Annotated in this window: 10 protein-coding genes and 2 pseudogenes; 5 read left to right on the plus strand and 7 right to left on the minus strand. The window is 68.7% G+C overall.

The window, feature by feature from the left end:
- Nucleotides 1-126 precede the first annotated feature (126 nt).
- The 3 genes from ABZ721_RS39565 to ABZ721_RS39575 form a co-directional block, all read right to left on the minus strand.
- Nucleotides 127-468 carry a hypothetical protein gene (locus tag ABZ721_RS39565; RefSeq protein WP_358793683.1) on the minus strand — a complete coding sequence of 114 codons (342 nt, stop codon included), beginning with the start codon at nt 466-468 and terminating at the stop codon, nt 127-129.
- Nucleotides 469-863: 395 nt separating this feature from the next.
- Nucleotides 864-5,204: a hypothetical protein gene (locus tag ABZ721_RS39570; protein WP_358793684.1), complete on the minus strand. Its 4,341-nt coding sequence runs from the start codon at nt 5,202-5,204 to the stop codon at nt 864-866.
- A 252-nt stretch (nt 5,205-5,456) separates the two neighbouring features.
- Nucleotides 5,457-6,002 (minus strand): hypothetical protein, encoded by a 546-nt coding sequence (locus ABZ721_RS39575; RefSeq protein WP_358793685.1) that lies wholly within the window; start codon nt 6,000-6,002, stop codon nt 5,457-5,459.
- A gap of 428 nt (nt 6,003-6,430) precedes the next feature.
- Between ABZ721_RS39575 and ABZ721_RS39580 the strand changes: the two genes are divergently transcribed.
- The 3 genes and pseudogenes from ABZ721_RS39580 (at nt 6,431) to ABZ721_RS39590 (ending at nt 13,520) form a co-directional block, all read left to right on the plus strand.
- On the plus strand, nt 6,431-10,153 hold the full coding sequence (locus tag ABZ721_RS39580; RefSeq protein WP_358793686.1) for an AAA family ATPase: 3,723 nt from the start codon (nt 6,431-6,433) through the stop codon (nt 10,151-10,153).
- A gap of 1,350 nt (nt 10,154-11,503) precedes the next feature.
- Nucleotides 11,504-12,616, plus strand: a complete 1,113-nt coding sequence (locus tag ABZ721_RS39585) for a hypothetical protein (protein WP_358793687.1) — start codon at nt 11,504-11,506, stop codon at nt 12,614-12,616.
- Nucleotides 12,617-12,758: 142 nt separating this feature from the next.
- Nucleotides 12,759-13,520, plus strand: a pseudogene (locus ABZ721_RS39590) (Ku protein).
- A 33-nt stretch (nt 13,521-13,553) separates the two neighbouring features.
- On the opposite strand, the gene ABZ721_RS39595 reads toward ABZ721_RS39590, so the two are convergent.
- On the minus strand, nt 13,554-14,279 hold the full coding sequence (locus ABZ721_RS39595; RefSeq protein WP_358793688.1) for a hypothetical protein: 726 nt from the start codon (nt 14,277-14,279) through the stop codon (nt 13,554-13,556).
- Nucleotides 14,280-14,860: 581 nt separating this feature from the next.
- Here ABZ721_RS39595 and ABZ721_RS39600 point away from each other — a divergent pair.
- Together ABZ721_RS39600 and mscL are read left to right on the plus strand one after the other, a co-directional pair.
- Nucleotides 14,861-15,307 (plus strand): annotated as a pseudogene (locus tag ABZ721_RS39600) (transposase domain-containing protein); the annotation flags it as partial.
- 800 nt (nt 15,308-16,107) lie between these two features.
- On the plus strand, nt 16,108-16,548 hold the full coding sequence (gene mscL, locus ABZ721_RS39605; RefSeq protein ID WP_358793689.1) for a large conductance mechanosensitive channel protein MscL: 441 nt from the start codon (nt 16,108-16,110) through the stop codon (nt 16,546-16,548).
- Between the two features lie 125 nt (nt 16,549-16,673).
- Here mscL and ABZ721_RS39610 read toward each other — a convergent pair whose 3' ends face one another.
- Genes ABZ721_RS39610 through ABZ721_RS39620 form a run of 3 tightly spaced genes read right to left on the minus strand, consistent with a single transcriptional unit; the run spans nt 16,674 to nt 19,040 of the window.
- A complete protein-coding gene (locus ABZ721_RS39610; RefSeq protein WP_358793690.1) occupies nt 16,674-16,844 on the minus strand; it encodes a helix-turn-helix transcriptional regulator in 171 nt (56 codons plus the stop codon).
- A complete protein-coding gene (locus tag ABZ721_RS39615) occupies nt 16,841-18,037 on the minus strand; it encodes a hypothetical protein (RefSeq protein WP_358793691.1) in 1,197 nt (398 codons plus the stop codon). Before ABZ721_RS39615 ends, ABZ721_RS39610 begins: the two co-directional genes overlap by 4 nt.
- Nucleotides 17,979-19,040 (minus strand): AAA family ATPase, encoded by a 1,062-nt coding sequence (locus tag ABZ721_RS39620; RefSeq protein ID WP_358793692.1) that lies wholly within the window; start codon nt 19,038-19,040, stop codon nt 17,979-17,981. The genes ABZ721_RS39615 and ABZ721_RS39620 overlap by 59 nt, the downstream gene beginning before the upstream one ends.
- Between the last annotated feature and the right edge of the window lie 495 nt (nt 19,041-19,535).

Consider the following 19,535-nt stretch of genomic DNA (forward strand, 5'->3'; position numbering starts at 1 on the left):
AGTTCACCGCCGCCCTCCAGGAGACGGGCGTGGACTGCGGCCCCGACGGGCCCGAGGCACTTCCCGGTTGATGCTCATGCTGGTGATGGCGTCAGGCCGCCGTGCGGGACGGACTGCGGATTGCCCTCAGGACACGAAGTACGCGTAGGCCTCGACGTAGTAGTCCGCGGGCGATCCGCACCAGACATACGCGTACGAGGCATCGGCCCAGTGGGAGGGCGAGTAGTGCCAGTAGTAGAGGGTGTGCGGACCGTCATGGTAGGCGCACTTGATTTCCACCTGGAACTTCCGGTCGGACGCACCAAGGCAGCGCGCCTTGGCACCCGGGTGGCCGGCGCTGCCGGTGATGGCGATGGGGTCCCAGCAAAAGGCGCCCCCGTCCTCCGCCTGCGCCGTAGGAACCGCCGCGATGCTTCCCCCCAGGGCGAGCACCATCGCGGCGAGGAACGTCACTACGTTCTTCTTCATCCTATTGAACCTTTCGAGTTGGATGTCATCGGTTTTCCACTGAACCCGTCTCGCCTCGTCACCGTCCCTCGTCGCAATGCGGCTTTGAGCGGCGGCCTTCGCTCGCGCCCTCGGATCGCAGTACCTCCCCCCGTGGCCAGGCCGCTTTCGGCTCCGGCTCGCAGCGCGCGGCCTGCCTCCGTTGGCCTCGGCCTATGAGCGGAGAGCGACGCTGTCGTAGGCAACGGCCCAGCCCTTGCCGATCGACGGACCGCTCTCCCTGCTCGCCGTCATCACGGGCTGCCAAGCGTCGGGCGGCAAAGAGACGTGCTCCATGTCGAGCTGCGCGTGGTCGAGCAGGGCCTGCCGAAGCGGCACCGGGCGGTGGGCGAAATCGGCGGATCGTGCGGTGCGTTCTACTGGCTGCTGTAGTCGGGGTCCGGCGGCGTACCGCCAATGCAGAAGTGTGCCTTGCGGGGGTTGGCCCCGGGGCTCTGCGGCGGGATCGCGGTGATGTCCCAGGGATTTCCCGACCGCGCACTCGAAGGGACGGGGACACACGGTCCGTAGGGGTTCTCCCACAGGGGGAAGTCGACGTTGGGGTCGGGTAGCCGGCTGAAGTTGACGAAGTTGCCCCGCATGACCGGCTTGGCGTATGCCTGGGCTTGGCCGTCCTTGTCGACCGACTGTCCGTTGTGGAAGAGATAGTGGTCCGGCATGTGGCTGGCGCGCAGCAGCGGCATTCCGCCGATGGTCCGAATCGAACCGTCGCTGCAAGCCTGGAAGTTGAGTTCCTGCCAGATCGGAGGCGCTTGTGCGAAGATCGAACTGCTGATGACTCCGCCGGTGTTGTTGAAGAACATGGAGTAGATTTCCGAGCCCAGCGCCACGACCGCAGGTGCCAACCGGGCGTCGCCCAGAAGGGTCTGCCGCCAGTCGGCCACATGAGCGGGCACATGGGTGTCGCCCAGCATCGTGCGGTAGCCGATGACCCCACCAGACACCTGCAAGGTAGAGACACAGGTGCCGTTGTCGGCGGGCGCGGTGTTGTCCGGATCGCCATTGGTTATCACTGGGGCTTTGCCGGCGTAGGAGTAGGCCCGTGCGAGCAGCACTCCGGTGTCATTGGTGGTGGAGGTCGTCACCCGGCCGTCGTGGTGGTTGGCGTCCTGCAGCGAGAGCGTGAGGTCGGGCCGGGAGATCCCGTAATCTGCCTCCACGGCACGGAAGGTGTCCATGACGAAGTCGGGCAGGTGGGTGTTGCTGGTGCGATGCTCGTACGTGACGAACTCACTGCCGGCGATTACCTTGCCGTCGGGCGCCTTGATGAAACCGACCGTTGTCCTGGATTTGATCTTGTACGAGTCCTCGTCCGTCTCGAACCACGTCGGCATGGTGGGAACAGTCGGGCGGAAGCGGGACGGGTTGCTGAAGTGCATCCACTGGGGGATGCTCCGTCCCGGCGGATGATCGACCGGGTTGGTGCCGGCGTCCATCACGTTCTGGTGCCACTGCTGCATCGCTGCCTTCGTCCGTGGCATGACGCAGGTGGGGTGTGGAGCTCCGGCGCAGGTGGGCAGGGTGACCAGGTCACCGGAAAGATTCCTGCCCCACGTATACAGCGCCTGCCGGCTTGACATGGCACCGCTGATCCACGAGGTGACCGTTGAGGGATCGAGATCCTGATCCTCGTCAAACATCGCGACGGAGTCGAGGGTGTGCTCGACGTAGGTGCCGGTCACCGCTTCCATGGCGACGGCGTCGAAGGCGATGTCGTCCTCGCCGCTGCCGTCCGAGGTAACGCTGGTGAGCGTCACCTTCGGCACTCCGTTGAACATGAAGATGCCGAGGGGTACCCAGCGGTTCTTTCCGCTGGGCTGCGACACAGTTTTGGACCGTATCCCCTGGGCGGTGTGGATGTCGTATTGCGCCTTCTTGGTCTGTGCGCCGTGGTCGGGTAGATGGACAAAGACGCGGGCTGCGGTGTCCATCGCGTGGCTGAGCGTCCAGGTGCCGGTGACCTTCATCTTGTCGGACGCGTTGCGGGTATGCGCGAACCAGAAGTGTCCCCCGAAACCGGCGCCCAGTTGATGGAAGTCGACTTTGGAGGGGAAATCCCCCACCGAGTCGGGAGCGAACGTCAACGTGAACGTTCCCGTGTTCGACCACGGCCGTTCGCATCCGGGACGGACCGAGGGCACATCGTCGGCCACATCATCGATGATCATTGCGTTGGCGGGCAGCCCGGTCTCGACGCAGTTGGGTGGATAGGCGATCCCGTCGTCCTGGTAGGCGTAACCGGGGCTGAAGCGCAGGAGCTCGTTCCCGCAGCTGTAACTGCAGTCCGCCTTCCACGAACTGGAGTTGTGGTACCAGCACTTGAGGTCGTACTGACCGGCTGCGTTGGTGTGTGCGCAGGGTCCCGCCGGCGCGTTCTCGACGCCCGGCGCGTTGGGTTTGTGGGAGCCGTCGGGGTCACAGTTGTTCGAGGCGTCGCAGAACTGGTTGACGGGAGGTTTCACGGCCTGGCGGTTGAGTACGGATGTAGTGGCGGTGCCGTTCCACCACGCGGCTCGAAATCCGGAGACGAGGTTGCCTGGCGATTCGAGGATCTCGACCGGATGGCCGGCCCAGCCGAGGACCTTCTCCGGGTAGGGCCAGTTCTGCGGTTTGGCTGCATCGGCGTAGCTGAGCTCCAGGAAGGCCGCCCGGTTCGCCGGGTAGCTCGGGTTGGCCGGATTGTTGGCCCAGCCAAGGCCCCACGGAGGTGACAGCGGATCGGTGCTGTCCTTCGGGTACAGCCCGGAGTTGTAGGCCCAGAGCGCATAAAACCAGTTCTCGATTTTCGAAGGGTCACCGTTGTTGATCTGCATCCCGGCTCGAGTCGTCTGGTTCCACTTGCCCTGCAGGATCCGCAGCCCCGCTGCGACGTTGGCCGCGAAGTCCAGGGCCACCGCCCGCTGGGTCTGATAGGGCAGAGCCGTCTCACCGGGTTTCTCGTGTCCGGCCATCCGCATGCCGTCGGTGACCTGGGTGACTCCGTATCCGCAGTCCGCCTCGTCCCAGTGGATGTCCCAGTCGTCTGCGGGGTTCGCGTCGTAGATTCTGCGCCCGTAGTAATTGCCGATGAGCGGGCTGCTGGTCACACCCGGCACCGCAATGCGCGATGCCTGCCACATATTCGACTCCTGGGCAGCGATCCCCAGGAGAATCTGCGCCGGCACATTGCCGCCGCCCTCCAGCGGGATCGAGGGGAACAGCCCCTGTGGGGAGTACGCGGGCATGCCCAGGTTCTTCCAGTTCGCCGGCCGCTGCACGGTCAGCAGCCCGCGCACCGCCTGGTCGGCCGCCCATTCCACCTGCCGTGGTTTCGGTTGCATGGCCTGATTGCGGGGGTCGTTGCGCGGAACGGAGCAGGTGCGCTCCTCCTCGACCGGGTTGCCCGCGTCGCCGCCGTGCACCGGACCGGACGACGTCTTCGTGGCCGGCCTCGCGGACCCACCGAGCTTGGGGTGGAGCGACGCCGAGGACACCGGGTCCGCGGGCGGCGATGAGCTGGGACTGAATGCGAGGGACAGGTGCTTGCCGGTGGCCAGGAACGACATGTCGATCCGGCCGGGCCGCTGCGGCACCCCCCGCTCGGAGTCGGCCCGCCCAGCCGGCCGCGAGGGCGCCGACAGCGCAGCGGTGGCCACTCCGAGCGTGGAGACGGACGCATCCTTCTCCACCGTCAGCCGCCGCACCGGACCGGGAAGGTCCGCGACCGTCTCCGGCTTCCCGGTGATGAAGACACGCCCGTCCCTGCCCGCCGTGACGCTTATCGCCGTCAGCGGGCCGTCGGCTAGCATCACGGCTTCGGCCGGGCCTGGAGCCCGATCGGAGGAGGCTCCCGCCACCCAGCGTACGAAGCCGCGGTCCCCCTTCTTGTCCATGAAGACGAGGCCATCATTGCTCGCGGCCTTGAGGTGGAAGGGAACCCCCCGTGCCGCAGCGATCGTCGTGCGGCGGCCGTTCGCCGCTACCCGCACCAGGCGGCCGTTGTCGGCAGCGGCGATCCCACCGGCATAGGGAACGGCGGAGGTGAGCTGGCCGGGCACGGTGACGGTCCCGGTCAGGGTGCCCCGGGCGGCGTCCACCGTAACGAGTTTGGTTTCAGCGCTCTTGCTGCCACCGTGGCGGGTCAAAACCGCCGTCTCCCCGGTGCCGCAGCCAGGACTGTAATAGGCGAGGGACGCTTGGGCCGCCAGCTTGGTCGTCCGGCCGTTGTCGAGATCGACAATGGCTGCGAAGCCACCGCGGTCGAACAGCTCAGGCTTGTTGAGGAACGAGCGCGGCCCATACACCACCACGGCCCGGCGCCCGGAAGCCGTCAGGCAAGCGTTGCCGACCCATTGGTCGGCGTCGAATCCGGGCTCGAAAAGGGTCGCCGCCGTGCGCCAGGTGTATCCATCGGCGGAGTCGGCCACCGCGACGTGGAACCCCTCGGCGTCACCCATCGTCGTCCAGGCGCGGTCCCGCGAGGTCCGCCAGTCCTTGCCCAACAATTCTGTGCGTCGCTCCGGGGCGACGGTGGCTCGCTCTGCGGCCGGTTCTTCCGGTTCGGCCGAGGGCCAGGGTGAGCCGGGGGCGGCTGGCGCAAAGCCAGGGCGGGCGAGGGCCGGGGAGGCGGCTCCCAGCGAGGTAAGCAAGGCGAGCACCGCCGACAGCGCGGCGGCTCGTCTGCCGTGATGTCGGCGTGTTCTTCGTCGGATGGGCATGTGCTCCTCCTCGCGGACAGGTCGCCGACACGGGGTCGGCGCGGTGGTGGCCGGACGGAAACGCCCCCCGTGCGGCGGATGACAGCTGCCGGCGTACGCCGGGCCGCCGCCATGTGTCGAACGCCGGAAGGTGAGGAGCCCGGCCGGCTGCGGTGAAGCCACGGTGGTGGGCAGGCCCGTCTGACCGCCCGCCACGCCGGCCCCGAAAGCCGCGGCTCCGGCCGTGTTGCGGCTCCGGTCATGCGCCTGCGGTCAGTCGCAGTTGGTCGCGTTACGGATTGCGTCGATGAGCGCCGTGCTCGATCCGGCGGACGTCTTCATGATCGCGTAGACCTTCCCGCAGCCGCCTCGTGCGCGGTAGACGGGACCTGCGTAGGACGTGAACCTGCCCGTGTCCTCGGCACAGCCGTCGGCGATCCAGTTCGAACACAGTTTCAGCTTCATCCACTTCGCGGAGCTTGTGTTGTTGTCGAAGATTGCGCAGGTCGGGTCGTTGTCAGGGGTGCCGCTGGGACTGGGGATGTAGTACGTGAAGAGCGTTCCGAGGCGATTGGACGGATCCGGGAGCCGATCGGCGTTCTCCAGGATGTACCCGCTGCCGCACACCACCGCGGCGGCCTTCGCCGCGACCGGATCCGCTGCGGCGATATGACGTGTGTTCGCACTCGCATGGGGGGCGATCTGCACGCCGGTCGGTGCGGCCGGCTCTGCGGCTTGAGCCTGCGGTATACCGATCCACGCGGTGATGAGGCCGGCGATGGTGAGGAAGGTGCGGACATTGCACCGGATGTTGGGCATGGTCGTACTCCCCGTGTGACGCGTTGCACTACCGGAACATCGAGCTACCTCGCTACTGGGACATCGAGCTGCCGTTGTCGCGGTGCATCAACCCCTTCGCTCTGGAACCGTGTCGCGCAATTCACCTCACGCGGTCCGACGGTGATCTGGAGAGCACCCCCGGCTCTGCACCGTGGCGGCATCGGCAATCGTGACCGTGGCCCCCGGCACCGGAGGCGCTCCATCTGGGTTCCCTCTTGGCAACTGTGGAGGGGCGGGCGCATTGTCCGAAAGGGCTGTCTGTACAGGACATTCAAGTCGGACAAAGATGTGGTCGCGTCAGGAAGGATCTGTCAGGGGGTGGTGACGTGGAAGCGCGGCCCAACGGGGCTGGTCGTAAGGCCCGGTTGGGGCGGCCGGAGCGGCTGGTGGATCCGGAGGCAGGTCCGGTGGAACGACTCGCCTGGGAGCTACGCCAGTTACGCGACCGATCCGGAGCGCCCAGCTACCGTGCGCTGGCAAAGGCGTCGCACTACTCCGCCAGCACGTTGGCGGAGGCGGCAAAGGGTGAGCGTCTGCCGTCCCTGGCCGTGGTGCTCGCCTACGTGCGGGTGTGCGGCGGTGAGCAGGCGGAGTGGGAGGCGCGCTGGCGGGCCGCTTCCCGCGCCATACAAACGCCATCCCCCGCCGAGGGCGGCGGGTCGGGCGGTACATCAGAATGCGGCCGGGTGCACGATCCCTACCTGGGGCTGACCGCGTTCGATGCTGGGGACGCTGATGTGTTCTTCGGCCGGTCGGAACTGGTGGAGGAACTGCTCGAGTGCGTGGGCCGCCACCGACTGACGGTGGTGGTCGGACCATCCGGCAGCGGCAAGTCGTCACTCCTACGGGCGGGAGTGCTTCCCCGGCTCGACGAACCGTGGCGCACCGTGCTGTTAATTCCGGGAGAGCACCCCGTGCAGGCACTGGCCCGAGCGGTGCCCGCCCCGGCCGGCCGTGGCGCGCACGGTCTGGTCCGGTCGGTGATGGGCGAACCCGCCGCGTTGCGGATCGCGTTGGCCACCTGGCTGGTGTCCCGGCCCCAGGAGCAGCGTCTGGTGCTGGTCATCGACCAGTTCGAGGAACTCTTCACGCTGTGCACGGACGACGCGGAGAGGGCTGCGTTCCTGGCCGCTCTGGCCGCTGCCGCCGCACCGACGACCAACGCGTCGGCGCCCCACGAGCACACTGCCGGGACCGGAGGCGACGAGGACTCCATCCGGATCGTCCTCAGCGTCCGCGCCGATTTCTACGACCGCTGCGCCGCCCATCCCGCCCTGGCCGAAGCCGTGCGGTTGGGCGCCCGCGTGCAGGTCGGTCCGCCCGGCCGGGCCGAGTTGCGGGACATCATCGCCGAACCCGCCGCTCGGGCGGGGGTGATGGTCGACCCCGACCTCCTGGCGGCCGTCGTCGCCGAGGCTGCCGACCAGCCGGGCGCCCTGCCCCTGCTCGCCCACGCGTTGCGCGAGGCGTGGACTCGGCGTCGCGGGAACGTGCTGCGCCTGACCGACTACCAGGCTACGGGTGGGGTGCGCGGAGCCGTCACCCAGACCGCCGAGACCATGTACACCCAGCTTCCCGCCGAGCATCAGCAGGTCATGCGCGCGCTGTTTCTCCGGCTGACCGCCCCCGGTGAGGGCACCGAGGACACCCGCCGCCGCTTGGCCCGTGCCGAACTCGAGGGCCTCGCCGACCCTGGGACCATCGATGACCTGCTGCACCGGCTGGCCTCGGCACGTCTGATCGTCCTCGCCGACGGTACCGTCGACGTCGCCCACGAGGCGGTCATCCGCGCTTGGCCCCGGCTGCGGCACTGGCTTGACAGCGACCGCGACTCCCTGCGGACGCGCCGCCGGCTGACCCGGGCCGCACTGACCTGGCACGAGCTGCACCGCGACGCCGGGGCGTTGTACCGGGGGGCGCAACTCGCCGACGCGCAAGGCTGGTCCCGCTCCGACAACGCGTCGCTGAATGAGCTGGAATCCGCTTTCCTCGCCACCAGCACGGCGGCGGACTGCGGACGGGGCCGCCGGCGCCGCACCACGATTGCCGCGCTGGCCGTGCTGACCGCGCTCTCGCTGGTCCTGGCAGTGATCGCGGTGGTCCAGCGAGAGCACTCCGACACTCAGCGCCGCATCGCGGTCTCCCAGGAGCGGGCCGCCCAGTCCCGGCAACTCCTCCAGGGGCAGCCCGAGGCCGCGGCGCTGGTGGCGCTGGAGGGCTATCGGGTGGCCCGGACCGCCGAGGCCCGCGGCAGTCTGGTGAGCGCCTCCAGCGCGTACTTTGCCAACCAGTTCACCGGCCACACCGATGATGTGACCGCCGTAGCCTACGCTCCCGACGGCCGCACCCTGGCCACCGGAAGCGCCGACCGCACCGTGAAACTGTGGGACACCGCCACCCACCGTGCCCTGGTCACTCTGATGGGCCACACGGCACTGGTCGCCGCAATTACCTTCAGTCCGGACGGACGTACCCTGGCCACCGCCGGCGCCGACCGGACCCTGCGCCTGTGGGACGTCGCGTCCCGCCGCACCACGAGCATCCTCATGGGCCACACCGGCGCCCTATGGGCGGCTGTCTTCTCACCCGACGGCCGTACCGTGGCGACCGCCGGCGCCGACCAGACGGCCCGGATCTGGGACGTGGCGTCCCATCGACTCCTGGCCAGCCTCACCGGACACAGCGGCTCCGTTCGGGCGGTGGCGTTCACTCCCGACGGCCGCACCCTGTTCACCGCAAGCGCCGACCGCACCGTGAAACTGTGGGACACCGCCACCCACCGGGTGTTGGCCACCCTGGCCGGCCACACCGGCACCGTCGGCGCACTCGCCATCAGCCCGGACGGCCGCACCCTGGCGACCGCCGGTGACGACGCCACCGTGCGACTATGGGACATCGCCTCGCGCGCCCCTGCCGCCGTCCTGCGAGGACACACCTTAGAAGTGAGCCAGGTCGCGTTCACCGGCGACGGCCGCACCCTGGCGACGATCGGTCACGACAGCACAGTCGCCCTGTGGGACGTGGCCGGACGGCGGAGGACGGCCGTGTTTCACGAAGCCAACGCCTCCCTTCCCACGCTGGCTCTGTCCCCGGACGGCCGCGAACTGGCCACTACCGCCGTCGGTCACCTCGTCCACGCGTGGGACCTCGGCACTCGTCGGACCACGGCCACATTCCCCCCGGCGGACGGCATCGCGACGGTCGCTGCTTACGCACCGGACGGCCGGGCAGTCGCCATCGGCCGGTCCGATGGCTCCGTAACTTCCTGGACCACCACGTCCCCCCGTCCCCTCGTGACCTTCACCGGTCACACGCAGGAGCTCATGTCCCTGGCGTACTCCCCGGACGGCCTCCTGCTGGCCACGGCCAGTGCCGATCGCACCGTACGGCTGTGGAACGTCGCGTCGGGCCGCCCGGTGGCCACCCTCGACGGCCACACGGGCCCCGTCTCCAGCGTCGCCTTCTCCCCGGACGGCCGCACCCTGGTCACCAGCAGCTACGACACGACGGTCCGTTTGTGGGACGTGGCAACCCACCGTTGCACCGGGGAACTCAAGGGTCATACCAGTCAGGTCTCCAAAGCCGTCTTCGCGCCCGGCGGCCGCACTGTGGCCAGTGCCGGGTTCGACCGGACGGTGCGGCTGTGGGACCCGGACACGCACCACCCCCTGGCCGTGCTGTCCGAGCACACGGGTGCCATCACGGCGCTGGCCTACTCCCCGGACGGCACCACCCTGGCGACGGGCGGCGACGACGCCACCGTGCGACTTTGGAGCACTACCCAGAACCAGACCTTCGCCACCCTCACCGGCCATACCAACTCCGTGCTCTCCGCCGCCTACAGCCGGGATGGCCGCACCCTGGCCAGCACAGACGCCGACGGCACGGTCCGCCTGTGGGACACAGGGACACGGCAGGCCACAGCCGTCCTCGTCGGCCACACCAGCTTGGTCAACACGTCGGCCTTCAGCCCCGACCGCAGCACCCTCCTCACCACAAGCCTGGACGGATCCGTACGGCTCTGGGACACCGACGCGGACCGGATCGCCGACGGCGTCTGCGAACTGAGCCGGGCCAACCACTGGCCCGAACTGCTCCCCAGCCCAGCCGTGGGTGACGTCTGCCGGTGACGGACCGCAGCACGGGACGTCGCCGGCGTTGATCAGCGCCGTCCAGCTCGGCCTGCTCCGTGACTCGACCAGGACACCGGCCGCCAACCACGTGGCCTGGGGCTCCGCCGTGCGCTTGGAGGACGGCAACGCGGAGCGAACCACCGCTGGTGACGTCGGTCACGGACAGAACGAGTGGGCAAGGAGTGCGACCGGACCAGAGCGGACGATTGGTGGTCGTCAGACCGCGGTCAAAGGTGGCTTCGCACGGGGGACCGCCCGGCGCGCACATCCGCGTGCGGACCGGACCTGTCACCAATCCGGCCGCGATGGCCAGAGAGTTCCGAGGATCCGATGACCACCGCGCTCACCCGAAAAGTCGCGGACTATACGGCCCGGTTGAGGGGCCTATCCGGTTCCTGATGGCAGGGCCGGGGGTCAAGAAGGACAGGAAGGTCTCTCTCCTCATCCGCGCACCGAGGCAGCGAGAGACCCTGTGGGCCTGTGAGCCGGCCTGCCGTCCCGCCGTCACCGTCGAGCCGCACGGCTCGTGCTTCCTGTGCCACGATCCGGTCACCCAGATTTCGGCTGTCACGGTCGGGTTCGTCGAGGTCTCCTCCGGGCCGGGCCGGCTCACCTACGCCGACGAGAAGTGCTTCGTCGCCTACCGGCTGCACCGGCTCGACGAACTCCCGAAGGACAGCGACGGGCAGCCCCGATACCGCGACCGCCAGCCCCGCCCACCTCGAGAGGATTCACGCGTCAGCTCATCTCGTCTGCCGGCTCGAGACAGTCCGCGGACGGTGTGCATGGCGGCTCCAGGAACGGATCCGCACAGGGCGCGGGCGCTGTGACGGGCAACGCGGGGGCCTGGCCGGGGTCGGAGAACAGGGCATACATGAGAGCTCCAGGACAGCGGAGGGGCACGGGGGCCGGATGCTGCACACGCCATCCGGCGAGGGCATCGTTCCCGGCCTGCGCCGTCCCATGCCGCCGCGCCCACACCTCGTTACCCCCGGACACGAGCGAGGTTTGACGCCGCAGCTGTGCGTCTACACCGATCACGGATGTGTGCCGCTGCTGAAGCCGAGGTCCAGGCACCGCGCGATAGGCCGGCGCGCCATAGGCCAGCAGCGTCTCTCACGGTGCTCGCTTGGCCGGTTCGGGCGTGTTGCGTTGGGCGCGGCGGGGTAGGGCGTCGGCAGCCAGCCGACGCGGTGGGGGAGGCAGCGGGTGGGGAAGGCAAGCCGTGGCAAGCGGTTACGCAGTAGGGATGTAGCGGGGCAGTGGACTGCTGCCGGTGCGGCGCGGGCGGCGCACCGGATGCGGGGGCAGTCGTTGGAGTGTCTGCGGGGCAATCCGTTGATCCCGATGATGCTCGCCTCCAACATCGACAATGTCCTCACGGAAATGCGCAGTGTCCTGCTCCAGGGTGCTTCCGCGGATGTGGCCGTCAGCACTGAGGAGCTGGAATGGGACATGGCGCTGGCGATGACGTTGGGCAAGCAGGGGTTCAAGCCGCCTTGGCCGCATGCTCCGCGGGACGCCGCCGCTTGGCAGGTGCGCCAGATCGGGAAACTGTTGCGGCAGGCGGAAGTGTTTGTCATCTCCCCGGCTGCGCACGCTGCGGTGGCGGCCGCGGCTGCCACTTTGGAGCCGGACGACGTGAGCACGCTGGACCGTGATCGCGACATCCTCGTGCCGACCGGGCTGTTGGTGCTCCCCGAACCGCTGGTGGTTGTCAACCGGACCGGAACGCTATCCGACACGTTGGCCTACGGATGGCAGTTCGTCACCCAGCATCAGATCCTGCCGACCGCCCAGTCTGCCGGGGTGCAGGTGACGACGTTCATGGATCGGGACGGGCCCGTGCAGCCGGCCGAGTGGCGTGCCCTGGTCTCCCAGGCCCGCGCGACCGGGACCCCGCTGCCCCCGCTTGTTCCGGACGGCATGTACGGGATGCGGGGCGATGCGTGCATGGCCGAGGAGAGCACCGAGACGCTGGCGCACTTGTCCGAGCAGCACCGTGAACTGCAGAGGGCCCTCACGCAGGCTGCCCAGTGGCGTTCGGAGCCTGTCCCTGACATGGGGGAGTGGGACGGCCGTCGCGTGGAGGACCCGTATGACGACTTCGTAGGCCGCTACATGTTCGCGTTCTGGCGGCTTATGAGCCAGGGGATCACCACCGCTGACCGGCCACGGAACCCAGGCCCAGCCGCTAAGGCCGGCGACCTGGACAGAGGCGTCGCGGATCCCGACGTCCGCGTCATCCGGATCGCCGCGCCCTCCCCGCGGCCGACGGACGGACCGGGCGAGACGAAGGCACGCGTCTATCACCACCGGTGGCCTGTGCGGATGCACAAGGTCCGCCAGTGGTATCCCAGCCGGCAAGAGCACCGAGTGATCTGGCGCGGCCCGTACATCAAGGGACCTGCCGACGCACCCTTGATGGTGGGCGAGAAGGCGTACGTCGTGGGCTTATAGACCGGCCGTTCCGCCCTGCTCCACCAAGCCCGCACGGGGCGGTAGGGCTACGGGGTCGGTCCTAGCGTCGTGATACGCCCTGCTCAGGCATGGGATTCGTGTGATGAAACCGTTGTGATGCGGGACGGCGTGTTTCGGTCTGGTGCCCATCCCCGTGCGTTTAGGGTCGGCGGTGAGCAGTCACAAGATTTCGTCTCGGCAGATGCATAAGGCGGATCACGGGTCGGTGCGGCACCGCAAGAAGTGCGAGCTGGTCGAGTGGGTCCTTGAACCGGAGGAGATCGGGCGCGCCGACGAGACGTCGGACGGCACGCTGGTGGAGATCGCCGCTGACGAGCTGGCCGCGATGCCGATGCCGACCGCGAAGCCCATCGAGATCAGCGGGAGCCTCGACATGGCGAGCGTGCTGGCCACGCAGTACAACACCCCTTAGGTGCCGCAGCCCAGCTCCGGCGGCGGCAAGCCCTACGTACTGATGCGCCAGACGCTCGCCCGGTCGGGGAAGGCCGCCGTGGGCAAGGTGGCGCTGCACAACAAGGAACAGCTTGTCCTGATCCACGCGTACGAGGACGTGCTGATCGCCCACACCCTGCACTGGCCCGACGAGATGAAGTCCCCCGCCGAGGCCGCGCCCACCGCGAAGGTGCAGCTCGCCGACCACGAGATCGAGGCCGCCATCGCCCTGATCGACGCGCTGGGCGAGGCGGACCTCGACACCTACGAGGACCAGTACACCGCCGCGGTGGCGGACCTGATGCACACCAAGGTCGAAGGCGCTGCCCTCGCCTCGGCCAAACCATCCCTACGCCACCCGGGCCTCCGAGGCAGCCCCGGCCGCGGGTCCTGGAGACCCGCGGTTCGGACCTCCCGGCTACCGCACCGGCTCGCTCCGGTCGGGCGGTGAGCCGGTGCGCGGCGGGACCTGTGCCGGCGGCGCCTACGGCCGCAGCTGGGCCGCGAGTGCCTCGGCGATCTTCCTGAGCGGCTCGCCGGTTAGGGCCGGGTCCGCCTTGGTAACGGTCGATCCTTGGGAGACCACGAGCGCCAAGTCGCCCTTGCCCACCACCGCCACGCGTGCGACGGCGGCCGTGCCCCGGCCCGGGGTGACCCTACTCTGGCCGATCCCGGGCTCGTCCTTGGAGAACGCCATCACCTCATCGGCGCTGAGGTTGCCGAGGGAGGCGATCTGCGGCAGCGCCAGGTTCACCGCCACGCCGCCCTCGGAAACGGCCACCAGGTCGATCTCCATCGGGGCATCCGACGCCGTGAAGTGGCAGACCACGGACGCGTTGGGCGGGACGGCAGGGGCGGAGGGGAGCCCGGACGGCGTGGGCTGTCCGCTGGGCCAAGCCTGGGCCGGCCGACCCGGGTTGACCGTCCCCTGAGCCGCGCGGCCCCCGCCGAACGCCGCCGGAGTGACGGCCCGTTCGACACCGGCAACCTTCAGCGCCGCCGCCAGGTCTAGGCCGAACGGGCAGGCCGACGAACTCGTCAGCTGCCTCGCCGTCGAGGCGACCCGGTCGTAGGACAGCCGCTCACCGTCCGAGGCAGCCCCGTCAGAACTGCCGGACGAGGAACAAGCGCTGCCACCAAGGGCGACGCCGGCCGCTCCGGCGAGGGCGAGGACGCGGCGGTACGTGGCTGCTGTGCGATCAGCTGTCATTCGGTCAGCTTAGTCCTGCGACCGCATCTGCCTGACGGAGCAGCGCACTGACCGACGCACGTTGGGTCATCTGCGGAGGGGAGCGAGCTGCCCAATGTTCCATCGGAGACCGCGCGCGGAACCGCGCGGGCACCAATCGGGCCTCGAGTCTTGTCCGCAATGCGCGCGGACTGTGGCAGCCGCGCCCTGACGGTCCCCAACATCACCCTGCTGCGTTCCGTGGACGAGAATCTGTTTCGGTAGTTCCCGACCACCGCCGGTGGCGGACATGCTGACGGCGGGCCTCTCCCGGGGATCTGGGCATGTGCGTCTCGCATGCGGGGGCTGGTGCAGGTGCGGATCTCACTCCTTGTGGCGCGGGGGTGGCTGCGGACAGGACGGGAGTGTGCTGGGGCCGGGGGTGAGGCGCGCAACGGACTTTCACCCAAGGCCGGGTAGTTAAGGCATCCACTCTGGTAGCAGGCGTGTTGGCGGTGGCTTTGACGCCGGAGGGAACGACGGCGGCGGAGCACCGTTGGAGCAGGTAGTCCGCCAACTCTTCTGCCACGCACGGAGCTCCGTTGCCTGTACGTCATTGTGCCCTGCCCCCTGGCCTGACGACCGTCACCCGCGAGTTCACGGTGGCCGGGGGACGGTTCGCTCCGGGCCACTTGGGCGAGCTGACCCAGGTGCTGCCGTTCGATCTCGTCGACGCCGTCCTGAAAGAGACGTTGAGCGTGCAACGCCGACTTCGGGAGCTGCCTTCTCGCGTGGGCGCCCACTTCGTGCTCGCGATGTGTCTGTTCCCGGAGGTCGGCTACCGGCTGATGTGGCAGAAGCTGACCGCAGCCCTGACAGGGGCAGGGCTGGAGATCGCGTGGCCGACTGCGAAGGCCCTGCGCGACCTGCGCCGCCGGGTCGGTGCCGCGCCGACACGGCACCTTTTCGACATTCTGGCCGGGGCGCTGGCCCGGCCGACGACCCGCGGCGTGCGGTTCGGGCCCTTCCGTACCGTCTCCTTCGACGGCTGCAGCTCCATCAAGGTCCCCCAGAGCGACCGAAACTTGGACCGGTTCGGACCACAAAACCGCGGCGGCTACCCGATGGCTCCCTCGGCGCGGGCGCGCTCTCCTGGCCGTCTCCCCGGCTGCGGCTTTCTGGTTCGGCGGCCCGCAACGCTGCACTTCGGTCCGCGGTGGCACCGGGGCGCGGGAGGCGCGAGGCGCGGGGTGGCTGCGGTCCGCGGGCGAGCGATGTGGTGCGGCCATCGCGGCTACCCATGGTCGATACCGTCCCCTTCGCGGAAGCGGCGGCGGGGGAGCGGGGTCGGCCTGGGGCGGGCCTGCTTTGCCGCGCGGGTGCGGGGTTTTCCGTGCCGCCGGCAGTGGGGGTGTCGGTGGCCAGGTCCAGGGGTGCCGTGAGGATGGGGCGTCCCGACTCTGGCTGCGGCCCCGATGTCCGTTCCGGGTGAGCTGGGTTCGCTGTGCGGGGGCTCGACGGGCGGGCTGTGGTTGGGCCAAGCGGTGCGGTGTTGCGAGGTGATGCCATGCTCAGCCCAACTGCCGCCGCCATCGCTGGGCAACGTGCGGGCCGTACGGATCAATGGGTCAACCGGGCGGTGACGGAGGTACGTAGGCGTACACGTTTGCGTACGTATCTCGCACGGTTCGAAGGCGCGGGTGGCCCCGACGACAGGCAACACGTCGCGCTGCCGGTAGGACTTATCACCCGTACCGGTGGCCAGAGTGGACCGCGCGATCCCGCGCCGCCAGCATGGCCCCTCGGGCTCCGCACGGCGCCCCCAGGCCCCCAGGGGCCGGCGAGATCACCCTCTTCGTGGAGAACCTCAATGTTTCAAGGCTTCCGAAGCTTCCTGCTGCGCGGCAACGTGGTCGACCTGGCAGTCGGCATCGTCATCGGCGCCGCCTTCACCGCCGTGGTCACCGGACTGGTCACCGCGTTCTTGACACCCCTGGTCGGCCTCGCCACCGGCGCGGTCGGTGACTACAGCAAGCAGTCGTTCACCGTCGCGAAAACCACCTTTCCCTACGGCGGCTTCCTCAACGCGCTCATCAGCTTCGTCCTGATCAGCGCCGTCATCTACTTCGCTGTGGTCCTGCCCGTCACCAGGTTGCAGGCCCGCTTCGAAGCGCCCAAGGACCAGCCTTCCACCATCTGCTGCCCGGACTGCCTGAGCACCATCCCCGCAGCAGCCGTGCGCTGTGCCCACTGCACCACCGACCTGGCCGGCCGGACCGGCTTCCCTTCTCAGGCCCTGCAGTCGAGCTGACCGCTCCAGGTACTTCGGCCGCCACCGTGTCCTCGGGCGCGCACCGCCTGCTCCCGGATGCTTGCGGTGTCTGGTGTGGACCGTCGAGGCATCGATTCGGCAGGCCGACGAGAGACCCGGTTTGGCTACTGCCGGCGGGGCGGGTCGGTGACGACCGCGTCCTTGCCGAGTTCCGTGATCATGGCGACGACTTGATCGCGGGAATTGAAGCCGAGCTTGGAGAAGATGTTCTCGATGTGGGTGTCGGCTGTGCGCTTCGAGATGACCAGGCGCTTGGCGATGTCGCGGTTGCTCAATCCGTCCGCGAGGAGTTGGGCGACTTCGCGTTCTCTGGGAGTGAGCGGCCCCAGAGGGCTGCCGTCGACGGTGCGGAAGGCGAGTACGTGCTTGAGCCGCGAGTTCTCGCCGGCCGCATCGACCAGTTCGGCCAGCTCGTGGGGGGACGTTCCGCGCCGTGGGCGTAGAGCTGGGTGAAGCGCTCGGCGCCGAGCGCAGCCATCAAATCGTTCTCGGTGGCCGCATGCAAGCTGTTCAATCCGCTCTCGCCCCATAGGAGCGCGCCGACCTGGCGCCAGAGGGCTCCCGCTCCGCCCAACAGGGCTGTGGCCAGCTCGTACTCGCCTTTGCCGCAGAGCACCCAGGACAAGTATTCCGCAGAGACCGCGGCACTCATGGTGTCGCCTTGTTCCAGTGCGTCGAGCAGAACGGTCCGGCCGAGATCCCGGGCGGGGTTCAGCTCGCCCGATGACCATGGGCACAGCACCTTCATCGCCAGCAGGTAGCTGCGCAGACATCGCTCCTGGGGCATATGGGCCAGCTCCTGCGGGCCCGTGTCCACTTCGGCGAGCGCTTTTGCCTGCTCGCCGTGGGCGGCGAGCAGGGCCGAGCTCTGGCAGTAGGAGGCCACGAGGGCGAACTGGTCGTGGGTCGCGCGCAGGAGTTCGCGTGTGTGCGCGTAGGCGTCCATCGCGCGCGGCACGTCCTGGCCCCACAAGGTGATGGCGAATACCTCGTTCGCCGGCACGCGGCCTCGTAGGAAGTCGTCGTCCAGCAGTTCCGCGACTTCACCGCAGCGGCGATGCAGCTCAAAGGCCGCGCGATCGCCCTGCACCATGCCGTAGTAGGTGCCGTGCCACAGCGCGAGGCCGTGCTCGATCGTCCTTGGCTGCTCTGCTTGGAGGGCCTTGTTGATCCACCGCCGGGCTTCGGTGAGTCGGCTCTTGCTCTGCCAGAGCCCGGCGAGGCCGTTGACCAGCTGCAGCGCAGCCTCATCGCCTGGGTGTTGGGTGGCGAACTCCATGGCGACACGAAAGTTGTCCAGGTTGATGGCGAGTTGCTCGCTCCACTCGCTCTGCCGGTCTCCGAACCATTCCTGGCGCGCTTGTACCGCCATGCGCAGGAAGAATTCCTGGTGGCGTCGTGCGTAAGTCTCACTGTGGCTGGTGGACTCCAGGGCGTCGGCGCCGAACTCGCGGATCGTGTCCAGCATCCGGTAGCGGGGGGCCAGCCGCAGCTTCCAGACACTGCACCACCGACTTGTCCACCAGCGAGCCCAGCGTCTCCACCACGTCGAACCCTTCGAGGGCGTCCCCTCGGCAGACGTCCTCCACCGCCGCGAGCGGAAATCCCCCGGCGAACACCGACAGCCGGGCCCACAGTTCCTGCTCGGCCTGGTCGCACAGGTCATAGCTCCAGGCGATGGCAGCGCGCAGCGTCTGATGTCGAGTTTGTGCGGACCGAGCGCCTGCCAACGTCTGGAACCGATTGTCAAGGCGTCGCAGGATCAGCTCCAGCGGCATCGTACGCAGCCGCGCCGCGGCCAGCTCGATCGCGAGCGGGATGCCGTCCAGGCGGCGACACAGAGCCAGGACTTCCGCGCGGTTGTCGTCGCACAGTGCGAAAGAAGGGCTGGCTGCTCGGGCGCGGGCGGCGAACAGCTTCAGCGTGTCGTTGTTCGTCTCGTCGCAGCCGGCGTCCGGTTGGGGCATGGGTCCGATGGGCAGCACGAACTCACCGGCCAGTGCCACGGACTGTCGGCTGGTCAGGAGTAGTACCAGCTCGGCCGTGTGCCCAAGCAGGATCGCAGCGAAAGCGGCAATGGCATCGACCAGGTGTTCGCAGGTGTCGAGAACCAGCAGGGCCCGCCCGGCAGAGAAGTATTCGATCACCTGGTCGATCGGTTCCATGCCGGCCGCCTCGGGCAGACTCATCGCGGCGGCCACGGTGTTCGGCAGGAACTCCGCGTTCCTCAAGCCGCTGAGTTCGACGATGCCGACGCCGCCGGGGAAGTCGTCGTCCAGGTCCCGCATTGCCTGCAGGGCGATGCGCGTCTTGCCCACACCACCAGGCCCGGTGAGAGTGACCACGCGCGCCTGGTCCACCGCCGAGCGGACCATCGCCAGTTCCTGCGTGCGTCCGATGAACGGCGTAGCCCCGTAGTGGAACCCGGTGCGCGCCCAGCCCCACGGTGAATTCTCGCTGCGTTGTGTCACGGCTACAGATTGTGCACGGGCCGAGGCCTCTGCGAGCGAGTTCTGCCGAAACGCATGGATCACCGCACTACGTGTGCTGCCATCCCGCCAGGCGAGATCCCCCGGTTGATCCTGCTGGCCTACGTCACGCGCTCGCGCGGTTCGTCCAGAATCTGCGGGACGCCCCTCCGATCGGATCCCTCCAGGTTTTCGATGTCCCGTTCCAAACGGAGCAAACCCAACGAAACGCATGGCTCACCGGGTCACTCGTCGCCCAGTACCTCAATATCGTCCGGGCTGGCGGCCCATCCGACGCCACCGCCGATCGGGCGCACGTAAACCTCGGTGATGGGGTGGCAGCCCCGGAACGGGCTGGGCCGCTAGAGATCTTTAAGGGTGTGCGTTGCGTGGGGTCGTGACGGCTGTCGTGGGCCGCGCTATGCCGGAGGGATGAGGTATCCCGATGGTGGAGGGCTGACGGCTCACGAGCGGGTTCGGCGTGAGCGGGTCAGGTTG

The sequence above is a fragment of the Streptomyces sp. NPDC006733 genome (genome assembly GCF_040636125.1).
Taxonomy (GTDB): Bacteria; Actinomycetota; Actinomycetes; order Streptomycetales; family Streptomycetaceae; genus Actinacidiphila.

Excerpts from the sequence above, each read along its gene's own strand:
- ABZ721_RS39575 (WP_358793685.1), bottom strand. The coding sequence starts at position 6,002 with ATGCCCAACATCCGGTGCAATGTCCGCACCTTCCTCACCATCGCCGGC.
- ABZ721_RS39615 (WP_358793691.1), bottom strand. The coding sequence starts at position 18,037 with ATGCTGGACACGATCCGCGAGTTCGGCGCCGACGCCCTGGAGTCCACC.
- ABZ721_RS39570 (WP_358793684.1), bottom strand. The coding sequence starts at position 5,204 with ATGCCCATCCGACGAAGAACACGCCGACATCACGGCAGACGAGCCGCC.
- mscL (WP_358793689.1), top strand. The coding sequence starts at position 16,108 with ATGTTTCAAGGCTTCCGAAGCTTCCTGCTGCGCGGCAACGTGGTCGAC.
- ABZ721_RS39565 (WP_358793683.1), bottom strand. The coding sequence starts at position 468 with ATGAAGAAGAACGTAGTGACGTTCCTCGCCGCGATGGTGCTCGCCCTG.
- ABZ721_RS39595 (WP_358793688.1), bottom strand. The coding sequence starts at position 14,279 with ATGACAGCTGATCGCACAGCAGCCACGTACCGCCGCGTCCTCGCCCTC.
- ABZ721_RS39585 (WP_358793687.1), top strand. The coding sequence starts at position 11,504 with ATGATGCTCGCCTCCAACATCGACAATGTCCTCACGGAAATGCGCAGT.